24 protein-coding genes are annotated in these 18819 nt (G+C 65.3%); 14 read left to right on the top strand and 10 right to left on the bottom strand.

Going from position 1 to position 18819, the window contains the following annotated elements; translation table 11 throughout:
- Nucleotides 1–29: 29 nt before the first annotated feature.
- From K9B33_RS18345 to K9B33_RS18325, 5 genes are all read right to left on the bottom strand, one after another.
- A complete protein-coding gene (locus K9B33_RS18345) occupies nucleotides 30–338 on the bottom strand; it encodes a hypothetical protein (protein WP_224550515.1) in 309 nt (102 codons plus the stop codon).
- 15 nt (nucleotides 339–353) lie between these two features.
- The gene (gene flgM, locus K9B33_RS18340) at nucleotides 354–629 is read right to left on the bottom strand and encodes a flagellar biosynthesis anti-sigma factor FlgM (protein WP_224550514.1); all 276 of its coding nucleotides are present in this window, start codon (nucleotides 627–629) and stop codon (nucleotides 354–356) included.
- Nucleotides 630–672: 43 nt separating this feature from the next.
- Entirely contained in the window at nucleotides 673–1263 is a 591-nt protein-coding gene (locus K9B33_RS18335) for a flagella basal body P-ring formation protein FlgA (protein ID WP_224550513.1), read from the bottom strand.
- Nucleotides 1264–1327: 64 nt separating this feature from the next.
- Entirely contained in the window at nucleotides 1328–1825 is a 498-nt protein-coding gene (locus K9B33_RS18330) for a flagellar motor protein MotB (protein WP_224550512.1), read from the bottom strand.
- Nucleotides 1822–2490, bottom strand: coding sequence for a MotA/TolQ/ExbB proton channel family protein (locus K9B33_RS18325; RefSeq protein ID WP_224550511.1), 669 nt, complete (start codon nucleotides 2488–2490; stop codon nucleotides 1822–1824). The genes K9B33_RS18330 and K9B33_RS18325 overlap by 4 nt, the downstream gene beginning before the upstream one ends.
- Between K9B33_RS18325 and K9B33_RS18320 the strand changes: the two genes are divergently transcribed.
- From K9B33_RS18320 to K9B33_RS18255, 14 genes are all read left to right on the top strand, one after another.
- Nucleotides 2470–2730, top strand: coding sequence for a hypothetical protein (locus tag K9B33_RS18320; RefSeq protein ID WP_224550510.1), 261 nt, complete (start codon nucleotides 2470–2472; stop codon nucleotides 2728–2730). The two genes, K9B33_RS18325 and K9B33_RS18320, sit on opposite strands and share 21 nt — an antisense overlap.
- 2 nt (nucleotides 2731–2732) lie before the next feature.
- Nucleotides 2733–3101, top strand: a complete 369-nt coding sequence (gene flgB / locus K9B33_RS18315) for a flagellar basal body rod protein FlgB (RefSeq protein ID WP_224550520.1) — start codon at nucleotides 2733–2735, stop codon at nucleotides 3099–3101.
- Nucleotides 3102–3103: 2 nt separating this feature from the next.
- On the top strand, nucleotides 3104–3514 hold the full coding sequence (flgC, locus tag K9B33_RS18310) for a flagellar basal body rod protein FlgC (protein WP_224550509.1): 411 nt from the start codon (nucleotides 3104–3106) through the stop codon (nucleotides 3512–3514).
- Complete coding sequence (locus K9B33_RS18305) at nucleotides 3511–4167, top strand: flagellar hook assembly protein FlgD (RefSeq protein WP_224550508.1); 657 nt, start codon at nucleotides 3511–3513, stop codon at nucleotides 4165–4167. Before flgC ends, K9B33_RS18305 begins: the two co-directional genes overlap by 4 nt.
- Nucleotides 4168–4212: 45 nt before the next feature.
- Nucleotides 4213–5055: a flagellar hook-basal body complex protein gene (locus tag K9B33_RS18300; protein WP_224550507.1), complete on the top strand. Its 843-nt coding sequence runs from the start codon at nucleotides 4213–4215 to the stop codon at nucleotides 5053–5055.
- A gap of 18 nt (nucleotides 5056–5073) precedes the next feature.
- Nucleotides 5074–5817 (top strand): flagellar basal-body rod protein FlgF, encoded by a 744-nt coding sequence (gene flgF, locus K9B33_RS18295; protein ID WP_224550506.1) that lies wholly within the window; start codon nucleotides 5074–5076, stop codon nucleotides 5815–5817.
- Between the two features lie 69 nt (nucleotides 5818–5886).
- Nucleotides 5887–6675 carry a flagellar basal-body rod protein FlgG gene (gene flgG, locus K9B33_RS18290; RefSeq protein WP_224550505.1) on the top strand — a complete coding sequence of 263 codons (789 nt, stop codon included), beginning with the start codon at nucleotides 5887–5889 and terminating at the stop codon, nucleotides 6673–6675.
- A gap of 9 nt (nucleotides 6676–6684) precedes the next feature.
- Nucleotides 6685–7368 carry a flagellar basal body L-ring protein FlgH gene (locus tag K9B33_RS18285; protein ID WP_224550519.1) on the top strand — a complete coding sequence of 228 codons (684 nt, stop codon included), beginning with the start codon at nucleotides 6685–6687 and terminating at the stop codon, nucleotides 7366–7368.
- A complete protein-coding gene (locus K9B33_RS18280) occupies nucleotides 7368–8498 on the top strand; it encodes a flagellar basal body P-ring protein FlgI (RefSeq protein ID WP_411974041.1) in 1131 nt (376 codons plus the stop codon). The genes K9B33_RS18285 and K9B33_RS18280 overlap by 1 nt, the downstream gene beginning before the upstream one ends.
- Nucleotides 8498–8833: a rod-binding protein gene (locus K9B33_RS18275; RefSeq protein WP_224550503.1), complete on the top strand. Its 336-nt coding sequence runs from the start codon at nucleotides 8498–8500 to the stop codon at nucleotides 8831–8833. Before K9B33_RS18280 ends, K9B33_RS18275 begins: the two co-directional genes overlap by 1 nt.
- Nucleotides 8830–10164: a flagellar hook-associated protein FlgK gene (flgK, locus tag K9B33_RS18270; RefSeq protein ID WP_224550502.1), complete on the top strand. Its 1335-nt coding sequence runs from the start codon at nucleotides 8830–8832 to the stop codon at nucleotides 10162–10164. Before K9B33_RS18275 ends, flgK begins: the two co-directional genes overlap by 4 nt.
- 15 nt (nucleotides 10165–10179) lie before the next feature.
- On the top strand, nucleotides 10180–11025 hold the full coding sequence (locus tag K9B33_RS18265; protein ID WP_224550501.1) for a flagellin: 846 nt from the start codon (nucleotides 10180–10182) through the stop codon (nucleotides 11023–11025).
- Between the two features lie 125 nt (nucleotides 11026–11150).
- Nucleotides 11151–12014, top strand: a complete 864-nt coding sequence (motA, locus tag K9B33_RS18260; protein ID WP_224550500.1) for a flagellar motor stator protein MotA — start codon at nucleotides 11151–11153, stop codon at nucleotides 12012–12014.
- A 3-nt stretch (nucleotides 12015–12017) separates the two neighbouring features.
- Entirely contained in the window at nucleotides 12018–13067 is a 1050-nt protein-coding gene (locus K9B33_RS18255; protein WP_224550499.1) for a flagellar motor protein MotB, read from the top strand.
- A gap of 268 nt (nucleotides 13068–13335) precedes the next feature.
- Here K9B33_RS18255 and K9B33_RS18250 read toward each other — a convergent pair whose 3' ends face one another.
- From K9B33_RS18250 to K9B33_RS18230, 5 genes are all read right to left on the bottom strand, one after another.
- Entirely contained in the window at nucleotides 13336–14697 is a 1362-nt protein-coding gene (locus K9B33_RS18250) for an ATP-binding protein (RefSeq protein WP_224550498.1), read from the bottom strand.
- 10 nt (nucleotides 14698–14707) lie between these two features.
- The gene (locus K9B33_RS18245; RefSeq protein WP_224550497.1) at nucleotides 14708–15427 is read right to left on the bottom strand and encodes a response regulator; all 720 of its coding nucleotides are present in this window, start codon (nucleotides 15425–15427) and stop codon (nucleotides 14708–14710) included.
- Nucleotides 15428–15575: 148 nt separating this feature from the next.
- Nucleotides 15576–16205, bottom strand: coding sequence for an EF-hand domain-containing protein (locus K9B33_RS18240; protein ID WP_224550496.1), 630 nt, complete (start codon nucleotides 16203–16205; stop codon nucleotides 15576–15578).
- Nucleotides 16206–16338: 133 nt separating this feature from the next.
- Nucleotides 16339–17556 carry an argininosuccinate synthase gene (locus K9B33_RS18235; RefSeq protein WP_093086307.1) on the bottom strand — a complete coding sequence of 406 codons (1218 nt, stop codon included), beginning with the start codon at nucleotides 17554–17556 and terminating at the stop codon, nucleotides 16339–16341.
- A gap of 147 nt (nucleotides 17557–17703) precedes the next feature.
- Nucleotides 17704–18693, bottom strand: coding sequence for a hypothetical protein (locus K9B33_RS18230; protein WP_224550495.1), 990 nt, complete (start codon nucleotides 18691–18693; stop codon nucleotides 17704–17706).
- Between the last annotated feature and the right edge of the window lie 126 nt (nucleotides 18694–18819).

Raw genomic sequence — 18819 nt, 5'->3', positions numbered from 1 at the left:
TCGAAACTCGAAATTATTTTCAGCTGCGTCTACCGGCCATAGGTCAGCGGGGCGGTCTGCGCGCCATGGGCGGCAAGGATGGCGAGTCGCTGCTGGGCATGATCGGCGAGCAGCTTGACGCGGATGCGGGCGCTGTCGAGCAGCGGCACCATGACGCTCAACCGTTCGATCACGGCCGGGTCGGAACGCCAGGCGCCGATCGCGCGGACGGACGAAGCCGCGCGGCTGACGCGATTGCTGGCGACCTCGATCGCGGTGGCGTCCGTACCGTCGAGCACGTCGCGAAGATCCTCGAAGGCTTCGAAGAGATCATCCAGCGCAGCAAGACCCAGCGGCATGACGTTTGTCCTCTATCAGGCGGCCGACAGGTCGAGGGCGACCATGCGTTCGGCGATGGCGTTGGCGTCGACCGGGTAGTTGCCCGATGCGATCGCGGCCTTGATGGCGGCGACCCGGTCCATATCGACCGGCGCGCCTTCAGCGGCCATGCGCGCGGCCGGGCTGGCCGATGCGGCGCTGGCGGATGTCGTGGCCGATCCGGTGGATGCCGACGCGCGCGTCCTGGCCCCTTCCCGCAGGCGGGTCGCCTCTATGGCGGCGCTGATATTCTGGCCCACAGACTTGATCATTGGATAATCCTTCACTCGTCCCTACTGCCTATAACGGACAAGTTCAAAAATCATTAAATCCTGGAATGCGCACAACGCCCATTTGTACGACCTGGGCGAAAATCGGCGAACTTTTCTTGTCTTCGCGCACGCGGATCGTCTCGCCCATGGCGCCATCCTCGTCCGCGACCATCATGCGCGACACGCTGAAAACGGCGTTGCCGGCCATCAGTTGCACAGGATCGCCCTTGCGCACGACCGCCTCTTTCGCCGCGACCGGCGCGGCGCGGTTGAAGCGGTTGGCGGCGCCATAGGCCGGAGCGGCGCGCGGCACCGGCCCCGATGCCGCGGCGGCCGCGCCCGCGACCAGCGGCACGCGGATGCGCCAGCCCAGCGCGGCGCATTGCACCATCGCCGCGCCGAATACCGGCCCTTCCACGCTGGGCGTGGTCGGACAGGCCGCCAGGCGCAGACGGCGATCCACCGGGGCGGCGGGGCCGCCCGGTTCGCCCAGATTAGCGCCGACGGTCATCGCCACCAGACTGTCGATCCGGTCGAGATTCTCGAATTTCTGACTTCCCTGGGCCTGAGCCAGCGCGGGCGACACGCCGGTCAGCGCGACGGCGGCAAGAAGAAGGGAGGAAAATCGCAACACGGCATGTCTCCTGACGGACGAACGGTCTTTGTCAGGATTTCAGCAATATCCGTGCCAAATATCGTTAACGGCCCGGCGCGATGGTGATGCGCTGCCCCTGCCCGGCCTTGCCATCGCCTTGGTCGAGGCCGCGAATGAGCAGCCGATCCTGCGCGATGCCGTCCAGCCGCAGCGCGCGGGCGACTGCGCCCAGCCGGGCGGCGGCCAGATCCCAATCGTCGAAGCGCTGGCGGCCCCGGTCCGATCCGTCGCTGTGGATTTCCACCCGGCCCGGTTCGCGCGCGAACCGGCGCGCGACCGCAGCCAGTTGCGCCCGCCCCGCCTCATTGAGCAGCGCTTCGCCCGGCACGAACAGCTCGGCGGCGCGCAATTCCACGCCCTGCCGCATCGCCCGTCCGCCAAATTGCTGGCTGACCTGCGACAGCATGGCGTCGCGTCGCGATCCGCTGGCCTGCAGCAGCACGAAAAAGGCGAGGAGGAGGAGCAGCAGATCGGCAAAACTGACCGCCCAGCGATTGCGCCGGGCGGCGGTGGCCGATGCTGTGGCGGACGGGACGGTCATGCGACTTCGCGGATCGTGGCGCGGCGCACCGGCGCATTTTCGCGGCGCGCGATCGCCAGCATCCGGTCCGCCACTTCCCGCTGCCAGGCCAGTTCGCGCTCCGACAGGTCGGACAGGCGCGCAGCAACCGGCGCGGCAAGGATATTGGCGATGACGACGCCGTAGAAGGTGGTGAGCAGCGCCAGCGCCATGGCGGGGCCAAGCGCGGCGGGATCATCCATGGCGGCGAACATGCCAATGAGGCCGATGATCGTGCCGGCCATGCCCAGCGCCGGCGCGGCGTCCGCGATCGACAACCACGCCTTGTGGACCGCGCCATGGCGCTGCGCCCGGTCGGCCAACGCCTGCGCCGCCCAGAGTTCGAACATGTCGGCGCGATCGCTGTTTGCCAGCTTGCGTGCGGCTTCGGTCAGGAAGACATTGGCGGTTTTTACCCGGTCGGTGCAGGACAGGCCGCGGAGCTGCGCCACCTGGTCGATCTTCAACATCGCCGCCCGCGCGGCGTCGCGATCGCGCGCCGGGTCAGCGGTCATCAGCGGATGCAGCGCCGCCATGGCGCGCGCCATCGCCCCGACGCCATTCTGGAACAGCGCCACCAAAGCGATCCCGCCCAACATCGCCGCCAGGGTCAATGGATCGAACAAATGGCCGATAATCGCGATCATGAGCGCCCATTCCTTGTCGTCTCGTCCGACGGCGGCAACGCCCTGCCGCCGACCGGCAAAAATTTGCCGCCCTTGCCGCCTATCCCGCGAAAAGCCTGGTTTTCTGCGATTGTCCGTGCGGCCGATGCGTCACCCACGCAAATTGGCACGGCTCTTGCTGATCTCAGGCTGGATCACCCGCAGGAGACGCCATCAGGGGTCAGAACGGCGGGGGACGACAAACTTTTAGAGCGAATATGACAATGTCGGTGGAAGATACTCTCTTCGGGATACATGGAAAGGCGCTGGCGCTGCGTTCGCAACGCCTGTCATTGCTTGCGTCCAACATCGCGAACGCTTCCACGCCGGGCTACAAGGCGCGCGACATCGATTTCGAGTCCGCGCTGAAGGAAGCGACCACCCGGGCCGGCAGCAGCGCGACCGACGTGTCGCAGGCCGCCGAGGATGCCATGGGCTATCGCGTGCCGTTGCAGCCCAGCCTGGACGGCAACACCGTCGAACTCAGCACCGAACAGACGCTGTTTGCCGAAAATGCGGTCAAATATCGCACGACCCTGTCCTTCCTGGAGGGTCGCATCAACACCATCAACCGCGCCCTGAAGGGAGAATGAGCATGAGCAACTCGCCGCCCATGAACGTCTTCGACATTGCAGGCCGCGCCATGAGCGCGCAGCTTGTGCGCCTGAACGCCACTGCGTCCAACATGGCGAACGCCGGCAATGTCACCGGCAGCGCCGCCGAGGCCTATCGCGCGATCAAGCCGGTATTCGAATCCGTCACCGACACGCCCGGCGTATCGACGGTGAAGGTCAAGAATGTCGTCACCACCAATGCCGAGCCGACCAAGCGCCACGACCCCAACCACCCGCTGGCCGACGCGAATGGCGATGTCTGGGAAGCGGCGGTGGATGGCAATGCCGAACTGGTCGACATGATCGAGACCGCCCGCATGTACCAGAATAATGTGCAGGTGCTCAACACCGCCAAATCCCTGATGCTCGAAACCATAAGGATCGGCAAATGACGACGACCACCGCAACCGACAGCGCTGGCCTGTCGGTCTATAATCCCAAGGCCATCGTCGGCACCGGCAGCGCGGAGATGGGCCAGGCCAGCTTCCTGACGCTGCTGACCGCGCAGATGCAATATCAGGACCCGTTCGAACCGGTCGATAACGCGCAGATGGTGTCGCAGATGGCGACCATCACCAATTCGTCCGGCATCGCGGAAATGAACCAGACCCTCAAAAGCCTGGCGAGCGAGCTGACCGGCACGCGACTGGGCGACGCGGCGAGCTGGATCGGCAAGTCGATGCTGGTGCAGAGCAATATCGCCGCGCCCGATGCATCCGGCACCTATGCGGGCCAGATCACCCTGCCCGCCGCCACCGAAGGCGCGACCATCGATCTGGTCGATAGCAGCGGCAATGTGGTCAAGACCATCGACATGGGATCGCAGGCCGCGGGCGACGTGACCTTCTATTGGGACGGCAAGGATGACACGGGCGCAACCGTCGCCACCTCCGCCCTGCAGGTCAAGGTCAACGGCGCGACCCCCACCAAGGTCGCGACCTGGGCCACCATCGCCGCGGTCCAGTCACCCGCCGACGGCTCGTCCTCCAAACTCATCACCGCGCTCGGCAGCTACAGCCCATCCGACGCGATCAGCCTGATGTAAACCTACCGCTTTTTCACCCATCCTTTTCACCCAAGGAGCAACGCCATGTCCTTCTACATCTCCCTCTCGGGCCTCAAGGCCTCCCAGACCGACCTGTCGACCATCTCGAACAACGTCGCCAACGTCAGCAGCACCGCGTTCAAGAAGAGCAAGGCGCAGTTCGGCGACATCTTCGCCGCCGCGCCGATGCAGACCACCAGCCAGGTTGCCGGCCAGGGCGTACGCGTGCAGGGCGTCGCCCAGCAGTTCACGCAGGGCACGCTGGAAACCACCGACAAGACGCTCGACCTCGCCATCACCGGCGAAGGCTATTTCACGGTCAAGGGCGAAGACGGCAATATCAGCTACACCCGCAACGGCGCCTTCGCCGTCGATGACGACCGCTATGCCGTCGATACGACCGGCGCGCGCATCCAGGTGTTCGCTGTCGATCCCACCACTGGCGCGACGACCGTAGACCCCACTGGCGCGACCCCGGCCGACCTGACCGACCTGCAGATTCCCAACACCTTTGACGGCACGGCCACCGGCGCGCAGCTGACCAGCGTGGGCGTGGACAAAAAGGGCATGGTATCGGCCGTGTATGCCGATGGCAGCACCGTCTATCTGGGTCAGGTCGCCATGGCGTCCTTCAACAGCCAGGAAGGTTTGCGGCAGGAGGGCGACGCCCACTGGACATCGACCGTCGCCAGCGGCTCGCCGATCCTGGGCACCGCCAATCAGGGCATGTTCGGCGCGGTGAACAGCGGCATGCTGGAACGCTCCAACGTCGACATCACCGACGAACTGGTGAACCTGATCGCGGCGCAGCGTAATTTCCAGGCGAACAGCAAGGCGATCGAGGCGGCGAACACGCTGACCACGACCATCGTCAACCTGCGCACCTAAGATCAGAAGGCTTAGCCCATGGATCGGCTCGTCAACACGGCCCTTACCGCGATGCGCGGCGCGATGGCGCGGCAGACGGCGGTCGCGAACAATCTCGCGAACGTCAATACCGTCGGCTTTCGCGCCGAGATCGCCAATGCCGAGACGCGCTGGATCAAGGGCGACACCTTCGACACCCGCGCGCAGGCGTCGGAACAGGTGATCGCGGCCGACATGGCGCAAGGCGCGGTCACCGAAACCGGCAATCCGCTTGATGTGGCGATGAACGGCGATGCTCTGCTCGCCGTTCAGGCCACCGACGGTAGCGAAGCCTATACGCGTCGCGGCGACCTGAAGGTCACCGACAGCGGCCTGCTCACCACTGGCGACGGCTTGCCGGTGCTGGGCGAAGGCGGCCCCATCACCCTGCCGCAGATGGACAGCATCTCCATCGCCAAGGATGGCAGCATCTGGGGCGTGCCCCAGGGCGGTGATCCGGCCAATCCGCAGCAGGTCGACAAGCTCAAGCTGGTCAACGCCGCCGGCTCCAGCATCGCCAAGGGCACCGACGACCTGTTCCGCGAAGTCAATGGCGGCGCCCTGCCGTCCGATCCGCTGGCGACCGTCACATCGGGGTCGGTCGAAGGATCGAACGTCAATGCGACCCAGGCGCTGGTCCAGATGATCGAGGCCAGCCGCGCTTGGGAAACCCAGGTGAAGATGATCGACACCGCCAAGCAGTTGGACGATGGCGGCGCGTCGCTGATGAAGCTGGATGGTTAATTTTGGCACGCATCTTGCTGTGACTGACGCATAAGCACCCTTCGGGGATGCGCCACGGAGAAATGAACGATGAGCAACGCCGCCCTTCATGTCGCCCGCACTGGCCTCGACGCGCAGAACACGAAGATGCGCGTGATCGCCAACAACCTGGCGAACGTCAACACGACCGGTTTCAAGAAGGACCGCGCCGATTTCGAGACGCTGGCCTATCAGCAGATCATCCAGGCCGGTTCCAATTCGGACAGCGAGAATAAATTCGCCACCGGCCTCAATCTCGGCTCCGGCGTCGCGTTGCAGGGCACGAGCAAGATCAACACCCAGGGTACGCTGAACCAGACCAACAATGTGCTGGATATCGCGATCGAAGGATCGGGCTATTTCCAGGTGCAGCAGCCCGACGGCTCGACCGCCTATACCCGCGCCGGGAATTTCAGCGTCACCGCCGAAGGCACCGTCGTCACCAGCGATGGCCTGCCGCTGATCCCGCAGATCACCGTGCCGCAGGGCGCGACGTCGGTGTCGATCGGCAATGACGGCACCGTGTCCGCCACCCTTCAGGGCGAAAGCGCGCCGAGCCAGCTGGGCCAGATCGAAATCGCCACCTTCATGAACCCGGCGGGCCTGACCTCCATCGGCGGCAACCTGCTGACCGAAAGCGCGGCCAGCGGCACGCCGCAGGTCGGCGTCGCGGGTCTGGAAGGCCGCGGCCTGATGCGGTCGGGCTATCTGGAAACGTCGAACGTCAACATCGTGGAAGAGCTGGTCGACATGATCGAGACCCAGCGCGCCTATGAGGTCAACAGCAAGATGATCAAGGCAACCGATGAGATGCTCCAGTACGTCAACCAGAATATCTAAGGCCAGATGATGCGCCGTACCCTTGCCACCATCGCCACGCTGTCGCTGATCGCGCTGGCCGCGTCGCCCGCCGACGCCGCCAAGCAGAAGAAGCGCGACATCGAGCGCGATTTCTACGCGCCGACCGTGATCGCCCAGCCCGCCGCCCCACCGGCGAACGGATCGATCTTCCAGGCGTCGACCGGCTATACCCCGCTGACCAGCGGCGCGCGCGCCACCAGCGTGGGCGACATCATAACCATCGTGCTGGTCGAACGGACGCAGGCGAGCAAGACGACGAGCGCGGACACGGCGCGCAACGGATCGGTCGGCATCACGCCGCCGAGCACCGGCATTTTGTCCAAGCTGTTTTCCGCCAGCGACGTGTCAGCCGGGGGCCAGAACAGCTTCACCGGCAAGGGCAACGCCAGCCAGTCCAACGCGCTGAGCGGCGAAATCACCGTGACGATCGCGGCGACCTACCCCAATGGCACGATGCTGGTGAAGGGGGAGAAGGCGCTGACGCTCAATCGCGGCGACGAGTTCATCCAGATCAGCGGCCTTGTCCGCCAGGCCGATATCGCGCCCGACAACCGCATCGCATCGACCCGCGTCGCCGACGCCAAGATTATTTACAAGGGCAAGGGCGAGATCGCCAATGCCAGCCGCCAGGGCTGGCTGCAGCGCTTCTTCTCCGCGATCAGCCCCTTCTGATGGAAGCCGCAAACGCCATGATCCGTCTGCTTCGCCTGCTCCTGCCGATCCTCGCGCCCCTGTGCGCGCTGGTCGCCGCGCCCGCCGCCCAGGCCGAGCGGGTCAAGGATCTGGGCACCTTCCAGGGGGTCCGCCCCAACCAGCTCACCGGGTACGGCATCGTCGTGGGCCTGGCGGGCACCGGCGACGACAGCATCGAATATGCGACGCAGGGCATGAAGGGCGTCGTTTCGCGCTTCGGCCTCACCCTGCCGCAGGGCGTGAACCCGGCACTGAAGAACGCGGCCGCCGTACTCGTCACCGCCGACCTGCCCGCCTTCGCCAAGCCGGGCCAGCGGCTGGACGTCACCGTATCGGCGCTGGGCAAGGCCAAGTCGCTGCGCGGCGGCACGCTGATCCTGACGCCGCTGCGCGGTGCGGACAACGAGATTTACGGCATGGCGCAGGGCAACCTCGCCGTCGGCGGCCTGGGCGTGTCCGGCGCGGACGGCAGCCAGGTGTCGGTCAACATCCCGTCGGCCGGGCGCATCCCCGGCGGTGCGACGGTGGAACGCGCGGTCGCGACCGGGTTCGACACCGCGCCGACGCTGACCTTCAACCTGGCCGAAGCGGACCTGACCACGGCGCTGCGCGTCGCGGACGGCGTCAACCATGCCTTTGGCGACCGCCGCGCCCGCGCGATGGACGCCGTATCGATCGCGATCGATGCCGCACCCGGCGCCGAAGACCGCATCATGATGATGGGCATGATCGAGAATATCGAGATTTCGCCCGCCGATGCGCCGGCCAAGGTGATCGTCAATGCGCGCACCGGCACCGTCGTCATCAACGGCGCGGTCAAAATCCATCCGGCCGCGGTCGCGCATGGCAAATTGACCGTCAGCGTCAACGAAAGTCCCCGCATTTCCCAGCCCGCTCCCTTCAGCCAGGGGCAGACCGCGGTGGAGCAATCGACCAGCATCAGCATCGACGAACAGAAGAAACCGATGATTAATTTTAAAGGTGGGGCGTCGCTGGCCGATATAGTCAAGGCGGTCAATGCGATCGGGGCTTCCCCGGCGGACATGGTCGCGATCCTCGAAGCCTTGAAACAGGCGGGCGCAATGAAAGCCGAACTGGTGGTGCTGTGATGCAGGTAGCGACGACAACCTCCCCCGCCCCGACCAGCGCCAGCCCGGGACAATCGAACAAGGCGTCGCTGCAGAAGGTGGCGCAGCAGTTCGAGGCCGTCTTCCTGCGCCAGATGATCGGCGCGATGCGATCGGCGAGCCTTGCCGAGGGCATCGACGATTCGGCGGCGACCCAGCAGTTTCGCGACATGGCCGATTCCCGCACCGCAGACGCGATGGCCAGCAAGGGCGCGATGGGCATCGCCGAACTGCTGCTGAAGCAATTTGGCGACCGGGTGAGCGACACGCCGTCACCCACCGCTCCTAATGGCCCCACGCCGGCTGAAGGCGCATGAGCGACCTCTTCATCATCGGCGCTTCGGGCACGAAGGCCTATCGATCGGCGATGGCCGCGATCGCCGAAAATATCGCCAATGCCAGCACCAGCGGCTATGCGCGCCGGTCGGTCACGACGATCGAATCGGGGTCGTCCACCGCGACGATGGCAACCTATATCTCGCGCGCCAATTTCGGCGGCACGCAAGTCGCGGGCATCGACCGCGCATCCGACCCCTATCTCGACGCATCGGTCCGCAACACCGGCATGGCGCTGGGCAGCGCGACGTCGCGCCTGCGCTGGCTGACCGATTCGGAAACCGCGCTCAACGACACAGGCACCGGCATCGGGCAACTGATGACCGGCATGTTCCAGAATATGGAGAAGCTGGCGGCCAGCCCCAGCGACACGTCGCTGCGCGTCACCACGCTCGACAGCATCAGCCGCGTCGCCCAGTCCTTCAACCAGACCAGCGCGGATCTTGCGACCGTATCCGCCGGGATTGCGACCGAGGGCCAGGCATCGGTCGCCACGATCAACCAGTCGCTGGCGTCGCTGGCGGACATCAACAACAGCCTGTTGCGCGCCCAGCCCGGCACATCGGCCTATGCCCAGTTGCTCGACAGCCGCGATTCGGCCTTGCAGACGCTGTCGGAAAATCTGAACGTCACGATCAGCTTCGGCGCGCATGACAGCGCGGAGATCAGCTTTGGCGGCCAGACGCTGGTCAGCGGCAACAGTGCGACCAGCCTGTCGATGGCGGCCAATGACGACGGTACATTGTCGCTCAGCCTGGCGGACGGCACGGCCCTTGCCGCCCCTGCGAACGGCACGCTGGGCGGCCTGTTTTCCGCCGCCGACACCGTCGCCGACCGGCGCACCGCGCTGGATACGCTGGCCGCGCAATTCGTCACCGACGTCAATGCCTGGCACGCGCAGGGGCGGACCGACGCCGGCGCGGCCGGCGGCGCATTGCTGGCCGGCACGACGGCGGCGACGCTGTCCGCACTGGTGACCGATCCGACCCAACTGGCGCTGAAATCAGCCGACGGCACGCTCAACGGCAATCTGCTGACGGTCGGTTCCACCCTGCGCGGCAATGGCAGCGTCGAACAGAATTGGACGACGCTGATCGCGTCGCAGGCCACTTTGCTGGCATCGACCAAGGCGGAATATGACACCGCGACGAGTCGCAACGACCAGTCGGTCGCTGCGCGCGAAGCCGTCAGCGGCGTCGACCTGGACATGGAAGCCGCCGACCTGCTGCGCATCCAGCAGGCCTATTCGGCCTCCGCCAAAATCCTGCAGATCGCCAAAGAGACGATCGATTCTATCATGAACATCATCTGACCGAAGGACTGAGCCATGGTAGGTATCACCAACAAAATCATGCTCGCCGAAATCCGCCGGCAGCAGAAACTGTCCCAGGATCTGGTTGACGGCCAGACCGCGATCTCGACCGGGGTCACGCTCAACAAGCCGTCCGACAATGCGCTGGCCTGGGTCCAGGTGTCCGACATCGGCCGCGCCCAGGCGCAGCAAGCCGCCTGGCAGACCAATATCAGCTATGGCACCGCGCGTTCGGGCAATGCCGAAGCGAATTTGTCGGAAGTCGACAATCTGCTGACGCGCGCCCAGGAATTGGTGACGTCGGCCCGCAACGGGTCGCTCAACGAAACCAACCGCGCCGCGATCGTCGAGGAAATGTCGACCATTCGCACCACCATTACCGAACTGCTGAACCAGAAGGACTATCAGGGCGTATCCGTCTTCGACGATGGACAGAGCGTGCTGGTGCCGGTCAGCAAGGGCCTCAACCTGGCGGTGGTGGGCACCAGACAGGAAGTGTCCGAAGGTATCGACGTCAACGGTACGCCGATGTCGATCGACGACATATTGGGGCAGAGCATCGCAGCGATCCAAAGTGGCGACGACACGGCCATCGCTTCGTCATTGGAGGGCGTAAAGTCGGCGCAGGGTCATATCACCGTCGAGCAGGCCAAGCAGGGCGTGCGCAGTGACCGGCTGGAGGTGGTGGGCACGCGGCTGACCAATATCGGCCTGGATCTGACCGAACGACGGGCGGGGCTGGAATCGACGGATCTTCAGGAAGTCATCGCCAATGTGAAGGCGCAGTTGTTGCAGCTGGATGCGGCGCAATCGACCTATGCCCGGATCAACCAGAAGACCCTGTTCGACCTGATCAGTTGATCGCCCGGTAAAAAGCGGTGCGGTCCTAAACCGGACGCTAACCAGTCCGTATTAACCACAAGGACACGGCGTCGCACGCGAGGCCGAAAAGCTACCGCCTCCGGGCGCGTCAATCGGGGATAATCATGTTCGCAGCCATCGGCCTCGTCATTCTGCTCGTCATGGTGTTTGGCGGCTTCGCCTTCACCGGCGGCGACCTCGGTCCGGTGTTGCACGCCCTGCCCCATGAAATGCTGATCATCGGCGGCGCGGCCGTCGGTGCGCTCGTCATCGGTAATAGCGGCGCGGACCTGAAAGCGCTGGGCGGTGGTCTGGGCAAGGTCTTCAAGGGCGCCAAGTACAAGAAGCAGGATTTCCTCGACTGCATCTTCCTCGTCAGCAAGCTGATGAAGACGCTGCGGGTCGAGGGGCCGGTCGCGCTGGAACCGCATATCGAAGATCCGGCCAGTTCGACCATCTTCACCGAATATCCCAAGCTGATGAAGGACAAGGCGCTGGTCCACCTGATCAGCGATACGCTGCGTCTGGTCGTCATTTCGTCCGGTACGCTCGACCCGCACGCGGTCGAGGACGTGATGGATAACGCTCTGAAAACCCATCACCATGAAGCGATCAAGCCGGCCGACAATCTGCAAGGACTGGCAGACGCGCTCCCCGCGCTCGGCATCGTCGCGGCGGTTCTGGGCGTGGTGAAGACGATGGGATCGATCGACCAGCCGCCTGCCATATTGGGCGCGATGATCGGGTCGGCGCTGGTCGGCACGTTCCTGGGCATTCTGCTCGCCTATGGCATGGTCAATCCCTTCGCCAACCGCTGCCGCAGCGTGATCGAGGCGGACGGGGCGATCTATCATGTCGTCAAGCAGATCATCATCGCATCTCTGCACGGCCATCCGCAGCCGCTGGTGATCGAAGCCGCGCGGTCGGGCCTGACCCATGCCAACCAGCCGGGCTTTGCCGAGGTGTTCGACGGTATGCGGGGCAAATAAGCCATGGCGGAAAAGAAGCGCGGCGCGAACGAGCCGGAACCGCGGCCGATCATCGTCAAGAAGATCATCGTCGAAGGGCATGGCGGCCATCATGGCGGCGCCTGGAAGGTTGCCTATGCCGACTTCGTGACGGCGATGATGGCCTTCTTCCTGCTGATGTGGCTGCTGGGCGCAACCACCGAAAAGCAGCGCAAGGCGCTGGCCGACTATTTCACCCCCACCCTGGTCGAGTTGAAGATGGCTTCGGCCGGGTCGACCGGCCTGATGGGCGGCGACAGCATGATGGGCAAGGAAAATTACCCGACCACAGGCGGCATCGGCAACCTGTCGATCACCATCCCGCGCGACGCCACCGGCACTAAGGATCAGGGCGGCAAGGCGACGCGCGCGCAGGATCGGCAAAAGTTCGAATCGATCAAGAAGACCCTAGAAGAGCGGATGACGCGCAAGGGGCTGGGCAAGCTGCGCAAGAATGTGCGCTTTACCGAGACCCGCGAAGGGCTGCGCATCGACCTGATCGACGAGGCGGACTTCGCGATGTTCGCGATGGGCACGGATCGGCTGGTGCCGCAGGCCCGCGCGTTGATCTCCGAGGTCGCGACGGTGTTGCAGACCATGCCCAACCCGCTGATCGTGCGCGGCCATACCGACGGCCTGCCCTATGCATCGGGCCGGACCATGAACAACTGGATGCTGTCGTCCAGCCGTGCCGAATCGACGCGCCGGGCCTTGGCGGACAGCGGCATCGGCAACGCCCGCTTCGCGCGGATCGAAGGCGTGGCAGACCGCGAACCCTTCATCAAGAACGACGCCTATGATCCGCGCAACCGGCGCATGTCGATCATCCTGGGCTGGACCCGCGGCGGCAGTGATGCCGACGACGCGGACCAGGACGCCGAAACCAAGGCCGCGATCAAGGAACGCGACAATCCCCAGCGGGTGGCGAAGGAAGAGGCGCAGAAGCTCGATATGGGTGGCACCGGCCTGCCCAGCGGCGCCGCGCTGATCAATCCCACCGCGCCGGGGACGTCGAGCAAGCCGGGCAAGCATTGAGGGCTTGGCGCTTAGGGCGGATATTCCCTAACTTCTTGCATGTGACTCATGGAATAGGACATGCGCACCATGGCTCCGAGCCCGCGGAATGGGCCGGTTTCGGCATGTTTTCACGCTATGAAAGATCGGCTGGCCCTTAGGGCTGTCTTCACCCTGTAGGAAAGCGGTTTTCGGGATGTCGGACAGGCGGCGCGTGGAAGTGGGGAGATCGGCTTGTCTTTGGATGGCGGGAATGGGTGGTTTGCGGAACGGCGGCTTTCCCTGACCGTCAGGCCGGCAGCACCAAACTCGCTTCCAGCCCGCCTTCGGGCCGGTTCGCCAGACGCAGTTCGCCCTGATGTTCGGCCATGATCGCGCGGACCAGGGCGAGGCCCAGTCCCGATCCGCCGGTTTCACGATTGCGGGAGCCTTCCAACCGGGTGAAGGGTTGGAGCATCTCTTCCATCCGATCTTCTGCAATACCTGGCCCGTCGTCGGCAACGGCGATGCGGATCGTGCCGTTTTCATGCAGCACCGACACATGGGCGCAGTCGCCATAGACGATCGCATTTTCGATGAGGTTGCGCAGCGCGCGACGGATTTGCTGGGGGCGGACGAAGGCGACGGCGCGGTCGCAGTCGGCGAGATCGACGGGCGATCCCAATTCGATGAAATCCTCCACCACCGCGTCGGCCAGCGCAGCGAGATCGACCTTCTGCGCGGCCTGCGTGCTGCGCCCCGCGCGGGCGAGCGAGAGGATATCCTCCAGCATCCGGTTCATCTCGTCGATCGTTTCGGACATGCGCGCGCGCTCTGCGTCGTCCTCGACTGATTCGGTGCGCACGCGCAGCGAGGCAAGCGGGGTGCGCAGATCGTGGCCGATCGCGCCCAGCATCCGGTCCTTTTCGTCCAGCATCGCGATGATGCGGGCGCGCATGGCGTTGAACGCCATGGTGAGGTCGCGCACGTCGCCGGGGCCGCGTTCGTCCACCGCGTCGGCCGCGCCGGTGCGGGCGAATTGCCGGGCCGAGCCGGTGAGCTGTTTCAGCGGGCGCGCGAGGCGACGCCCCATCCAGAGCAGGGGCAGCAGGACGATGACGTAGAGGATCAGGGTCTGACCGACCAGCCAGCCGCCAAAGCGCTGCGGCCGGTCGCCGCCGGTGCGGGCCTGCGCCACGACCCACTTGCCCGGCTCATATTCGGCCGCGAGGGTCAGGAGGCCGACGCGATGGTCGTGCGGTCCATCCCCGTTTGCCCGCATCCGGATGCGTTCCCAGCGCCGGATCGGCATGACTTCGCTCGTTTCGACTACACGCACGGTCAGGATGCGCAGGCCAATATCCTCGAACATGGCGGTGGCGCGGCGTTCGATGTCGGGACGCGCCTGGCCGGGCAGCGAGGGCGCGCCGGTCACGAAGCGCGCACGCATCCGTTCACGCTGCCGGTCCCGATCTCCCCGGCGTTCCGCCCGATTGTCGAGCGCATCGACGACACGATAGACGGCGGGGGCGGTCTGCCCGGTCAGTTCCAGCCGCTGCCGTTCGCGCAGCAGCAGGCCGAAATTGATCGCCTGCGCCACGAACAGCGCGATCGCGACCAGCGCGATGACCTGACCGACCAGGCTTTGCGGCCACAGACGGAGCTTTTTCATGTAGGCCGCTTCACAGTTTGCGGACTTCTGCCGACAGGGTGTAGCCGCCGCCCCAGACGGTCTTGATGAGCGTGGGATTCTTCGGGTCCGGCTCGATCTTCTTGCGCAGGCGGCTGATCTGGTTGTCGATCGCCCGGTCGAAGACATTCGCCTCCCGCCCCTGGGTGATGTCGAGCAACTGGTCCCGGCTGAGCACCGAATTGGGGCGCGTGGCGAAGGCGAGCATCAGATTATATTCAGCGGTCGAGAGCGGCAGCGACACGCCCTCGCTATCGACCAATGTGCGTTCCTGCGTCTTGAGCAGCCAGCCGGCGAAGCTGTAATTGGCGCCGTCGGGCGCGGTGACGCGCTGGCCGCCGGTGGCGACGCGGCGGAAGATCACCTTGATCCGGGCGACCAGTTCGCGCGGCGAAAAGGGCTTGAGCACATAATCGTCGGCGCCCATTTCGAGGCCGACGATGCGGTCCGTCTCTTCGGTGCGGGCGGTCAGCAGGATGACGGGAATTTCGCTCGTCTCGCGGATGTGGCGGCAGAGCGATAGGCCGTCCTCGCCCGGCATCATGATGTCCAGGATCACCATGTCGATCGCATTGGCGTTGAGGCGCAGCCGCGCTTCGGACGCGCTGTCCACGGCAGTGACGCGAAAGCCGTTGCGGCCCAGATATTGGGCCAGCGGTTCGCGGATCGAACGCTCGTCATCGACGAGCAGGAGATGGGGTCGGTCGCTCATGCTGCTTGTCTGTCATGGCTGGAGAAAGGTTGGAAGGGCGAAGGCGAAGGGGAAAGCAGGGGGGACAAGCCTTCGCCCTTCCGGTGCGGGCGGCGTCGGTGCGGAGCCAGGGGAAGAACCCCGCATCCTGCGCCACCCGATAGGCCGATCAGTTTTGGGGCGCGGGCGGCGGCCCCTTGCGGTCCTGCCATTGCGCCCGCATCGCCTGACGCGCCGCCTTCATCTCCTCGGCGGTGACGAAGCCGTCCTTGTTCGCGTCCGCCTTGTCGAACATCGCGATCGGGCGGGCCATGAATTCGGCCTTGGTCATGGCGCCATCCTTGTTCGCGTCGCCAAAGCCGCCGCCCGGACCGCCATGACCGGGGCCGCGACGATGACCGCCACGGCCGCCCCAGCCGCGCCCATCACGTTCGCCGGGCTTGCCGGCCTCGGCGCGGGCCTCATGCCCGGCGACGAATTCGGTCTTGCTGATCTGGCCATTGCGGTCGGTGTCGAGCGCGGCAAAGCGGGCCTCCTGCCGCTGCTGGCGCATCGCGTCGCGATCCTTCTGGGTGATCTGGCCGTCGCGATCGACGTCCATCTTGGCGAAGCGGGCTTCCAGCCCGGCGGTCAGTTCCGCCTTGCTGATCTTGCCGTCCTTGTTGGTGTCGGCCATGCCCATCATGCCGCCACGCGGGCCGCCTTCGGCACCGGGCTGGGCATAAGCAAGATGGGTCGCCGCGAGGCCCCCGACGAACAGCGAACCGACCGCAACGGTGGTGAAGAATTTGCGAAGCATGTCTGTCTTCCTTTGCATCTGATGGGCGGCATGTCCGCCGCCCTTGACGATGGTTATGGAAGCCAGTTGTCCCGCAGATATGTCATGCCGCCCGCCACTTTGTCGCATAATGTAACGGGCGGCATGGGAAAGATCAGCGGTCGCGGCGGCCCAGGAGGCGCAAACGCAGGGCGTTGAGCTTGATGAAGCCTGCCGCGTCGCGCTGGTCATAGGCGCCGGCATCGTCCTCGAACGTCACGACCTTTTCGCTGTAGAGCGAATAAGGCGACTTGCGGCCCACGACATAGACGCCGCCCTTGTAGAGCTTCAGGCGGACGGTGCCCGTCACCTTTTCCTGGCTATAGTCGATCGCGGCCTGCAACATCTCGCGCTCCGGCGAGAACCAGAAGCCATTATAGATCAGCTCGGCATATTTGGGGGCCAGCTCATCCTTCAGATGCGCCGCGCCACGGTCGAGCGTCAGTTGCTCGATACCGCGATGGGCGAGGTGATAGATGGTGCCGCCCGGCGTTTCGTACATGCCGCGCGACTTCATGCCAACGAAGCGGTTTTCCACCAGGTCGAGGCGACCGATGCCATGCTTGCGGCCATATTCGTTCAGCGTTTCGAGCAGGGTCGCAGGCGACATGCCGACGCCGTTGATCGCGACGCCGTCGCCACGCTCGAAATCGATCGTGATATATTCGGGTGCGTCGGGCGCGTCTTCCGGGTTCACCGTGCGCGAATAGACATAGTCCGGGGTTTCTTCCCACGGATCTTCCAGAACCTTACCTTCCGACGAGGTGTGCAGCATGTTCGCATCGGTCGAGAAGGGGCTTTCGCCACGCTTGTCGCGGGGGATCGGGATCTGGTGCTTTTCGGCGAACTCGATCAGCTTGGTGCGGCTGGTCAGATCCCATTCGCGCCAGGGCGCGATCACCTTGATGTCGGGGGCCAGGCCATAATAGCCCAGTTCGAAACGGACCTGGTCATTGCCCTTGCCGGTGGCGCCGTGCGACACGGCATCGGCGCCCAACTGCTTGGCGATCTCGATCTGGCGCTTGGCGATCAGCGGCCGGGCGATCGAGGTGCCGAGCAGGTAAAGGCCTTCATAGAGCGCGTTGGAGCGCATCATCGGGAAGACATAGTCCTTCACGAACTCCTCGCGCAGGTCGTCGATGAAGATATGCTCTTCCTTGACACCCATCAGGCGGGCCTTGGCGCGGGCGGGTTCCAGCTCCTCGCCCTGCCCCAGATCGGCGGTGAAGGTCACCACTTCGCACTGATAGGTCTGTTGCAGCCATTTCAGGATCACGCTGGTGTCGAGACCACCGGAAAAGGCAAGGACGATACGGTTGATCTTATCGGACATGTGCGGGCGAGCCTTCTGTAAAATGGCGCGGGAATGACCGGCGCGCCGGTAACAGGCGGGGGCCCAAAGCGCAACCGATGCGACCCATGAAAAAGGGACGGAAAGCCGGTTGGCCTTCCGTCCCATGGGATGAGCTGTTGCGCGCCGTTAGCTGGTGCGCGGCTTCAGGAAGCCCGAGGGCTTACGATCGTTGCCAAAGCGATAGACGGTCTGGCTACGGTCGAGCGCCGCAGCGGGCACCGGTTCCGCATGGGTCGTCTGCGGCGCGGGCGCAGCGATCGCGGCGGCTTCGCGCTGAGCGATCAGATGCTGGGCGCGGCGCAGCCGCTTCGTCCGGGTGAGGAACGGATTGTCCGCACTGGGCGCGGCAGTGACCATGGCTTCAAGCGTCGCATCCTGCGTGCGCGCCGCAGCCAGCGCCGGGCGGGGCGCGATCGGGGCGCTCGCAGCCATGACAGGGGCCGGTGTAATGGCAACCGGCGCAGGCGCGTAGGTGACCGGCTCGACGCGGGCATCGACCGCATCCTCGTCAGGACGACGACGGCGCATCAGCGCAGCGCCGCCCAGGCCCAGCAGCAGCAGCGCGCCGCCGCCCAATGCCCAGAGCATCGCCCGGTCGGTGCGTGCGGGCGATTGGGCGACCGGAGCGGGCGCGGCCTCCTGCATCGGCGCAACGGCCGGGGTCGATTGTGCCGGCGCGGCCGTTTCCGCGGGTGCGGCTGCGATCGGCGTCACAGTGGCGGGACGCGGCGCAGGGCGTTGGGCGACGGGATCAGCCGTGCGTGCGGCGGCCCGGGCGATAGGTTGAGCGGGTGCCGAACGCGGCTTGGCGGCCGGGGCCGCAGCCTGTTCCGCTTCCGCAGCGGCGGTCGCGGCGGCGATGCGCTCCTCCAGCGGCGGGGTGGCCTGCACCACCGGCTGGCTGGGCGTAAATTCGGGGGTCGGCGTCGCGGCCGGCGCAGTCATCGGGGCGGCCATAGGCGCAGGCGCGGCCATGGCCGGGGCAGGCGTGGCGGGCGCAACGGTCGGGGCGACCGGCGGCGCGGCGGTCTGGGCCAGCAGCGGGGTTGCAGTCAAAGCCAGAACAGCGGCAATCGCGGCCCTGGCGGGGCGGTTTGTGCGAATATTTCCAGTCATAGCAAAGGACCAACGGCCGACTGCGCGATTCAACGCAGGCAGTGGATCAGAATCGCGACGAATTGTGACAGTTCGGGGTCAGGATGAACGAGATGAATAGGCGTTCATCTCAATATGAACGGCTCA

It is taken from the genome of Sphingobium sp. 3R8 (assembly GCF_020166615.1).
Taxonomy (GTDB): Bacteria; Pseudomonadota; Alphaproteobacteria; order Sphingomonadales; family Sphingomonadaceae; genus Sphingobium; species Sphingobium bisphenolicum.
This window is presented reverse-complemented; position numbering and strand designations above follow the sequence as displayed.

Bases quoted from the DNA above. Each gene is read 5' to 3' on its own strand.
- K9B33_RS18345 (WP_224550515.1), bottom strand. From the start codon at position 338: ATGCCGCTGGGTCTTGCTGCGCTGGATGATCTCTTCGAAGCCTTCGAG.
- flgM (WP_224550514.1), bottom strand. From the start codon at position 629: ATGATCAAGTCTGTGGGCCAGAATATCAGCGCCGCCATAGAGGCGACC.
- K9B33_RS18330 (WP_224550512.1), bottom strand. From the start codon at position 1,825: ATGACCGTCCCGTCCGCCACAGCATCGGCCACCGCCGCCCGGCGCAAT.
- K9B33_RS18320 (WP_224550510.1), top strand. From the start codon at position 2,470: ATGGCCGATAATCGCGATCATGAGCGCCCATTCCTTGTCGTCTCGTCC.
- K9B33_RS18325 (WP_224550511.1), bottom strand. From the start codon at position 2,490: ATGATCGCGATTATCGGCCATTTGTTCGATCCATTGACCCTGGCGGCG.
- flgB (WP_224550520.1), top strand. From the start codon at position 2,733: ATGTCGGTGGAAGATACTCTCTTCGGGATACATGGAAAGGCGCTGGCG.
- flgC (WP_224550509.1), top strand. From the start codon at position 3,104: ATGAGCAACTCGCCGCCCATGAACGTCTTCGACATTGCAGGCCGCGCC.
- K9B33_RS18305 (WP_224550508.1), top strand. From the start codon at position 3,511: ATGACGACGACCACCGCAACCGACAGCGCTGGCCTGTCGGTCTATAAT.
- K9B33_RS18300 (WP_224550507.1), top strand. From the start codon at position 4,213: ATGTCCTTCTACATCTCCCTCTCGGGCCTCAAGGCCTCCCAGACCGAC.
- flgF (WP_224550506.1), top strand. From the start codon at position 5,074: ATGGATCGGCTCGTCAACACGGCCCTTACCGCGATGCGCGGCGCGATG.
- flgG (WP_224550505.1), top strand. From the start codon at position 5,887: ATGAGCAACGCCGCCCTTCATGTCGCCCGCACTGGCCTCGACGCGCAG.
- K9B33_RS18285 (WP_224550519.1), top strand. From the start codon at position 6,685: ATGCGCCGTACCCTTGCCACCATCGCCACGCTGTCGCTGATCGCGCTG.
- K9B33_RS18280 (WP_411974041.1), top strand. From the start codon at position 7,368: ATGGAAGCCGCAAACGCCATGATCCGTCTGCTTCGCCTGCTCCTGCCG.
- K9B33_RS18275 (WP_224550503.1), top strand. From the start codon at position 8,498: ATGCAGGTAGCGACGACAACCTCCCCCGCCCCGACCAGCGCCAGCCCG.
- flgK (WP_224550502.1), top strand. From the start codon at position 8,830: ATGAGCGACCTCTTCATCATCGGCGCTTCGGGCACGAAGGCCTATCGA.
- K9B33_RS18265 (WP_224550501.1), top strand. From the start codon at position 10,180: ATGGTAGGTATCACCAACAAAATCATGCTCGCCGAAATCCGCCGGCAG.
- motA (WP_224550500.1), top strand. From the start codon at position 11,151: ATGTTCGCAGCCATCGGCCTCGTCATTCTGCTCGTCATGGTGTTTGGC.
- K9B33_RS18255 (WP_224550499.1), top strand. From the start codon at position 12,018: ATGGCGGAAAAGAAGCGCGGCGCGAACGAGCCGGAACCGCGGCCGATC.
- K9B33_RS18250 (WP_224550498.1), bottom strand. From the start codon at position 14,697: ATGAAAAAGCTCCGTCTGTGGCCGCAAAGCCTGGTCGGTCAGGTCATC.
- K9B33_RS18245 (WP_224550497.1), bottom strand. From the start codon at position 15,427: ATGAGCGACCGACCCCATCTCCTGCTCGTCGATGACGAGCGTTCGATC.
- K9B33_RS18240 (WP_224550496.1), bottom strand. From the start codon at position 16,205: ATGCTTCGCAAATTCTTCACCACCGTTGCGGTCGGTTCGCTGTTCGTC.
- K9B33_RS18235 (WP_093086307.1), bottom strand. From the start codon at position 17,556: ATGTCCGATAAGATCAACCGTATCGTCCTTGCCTTTTCCGGTGGTCTC.
- K9B33_RS18230 (WP_224550495.1), bottom strand. From the start codon at position 18,693: ATGACTGGAAATATTCGCACAAACCGCCCCGCCAGGGCCGCGATTGCC.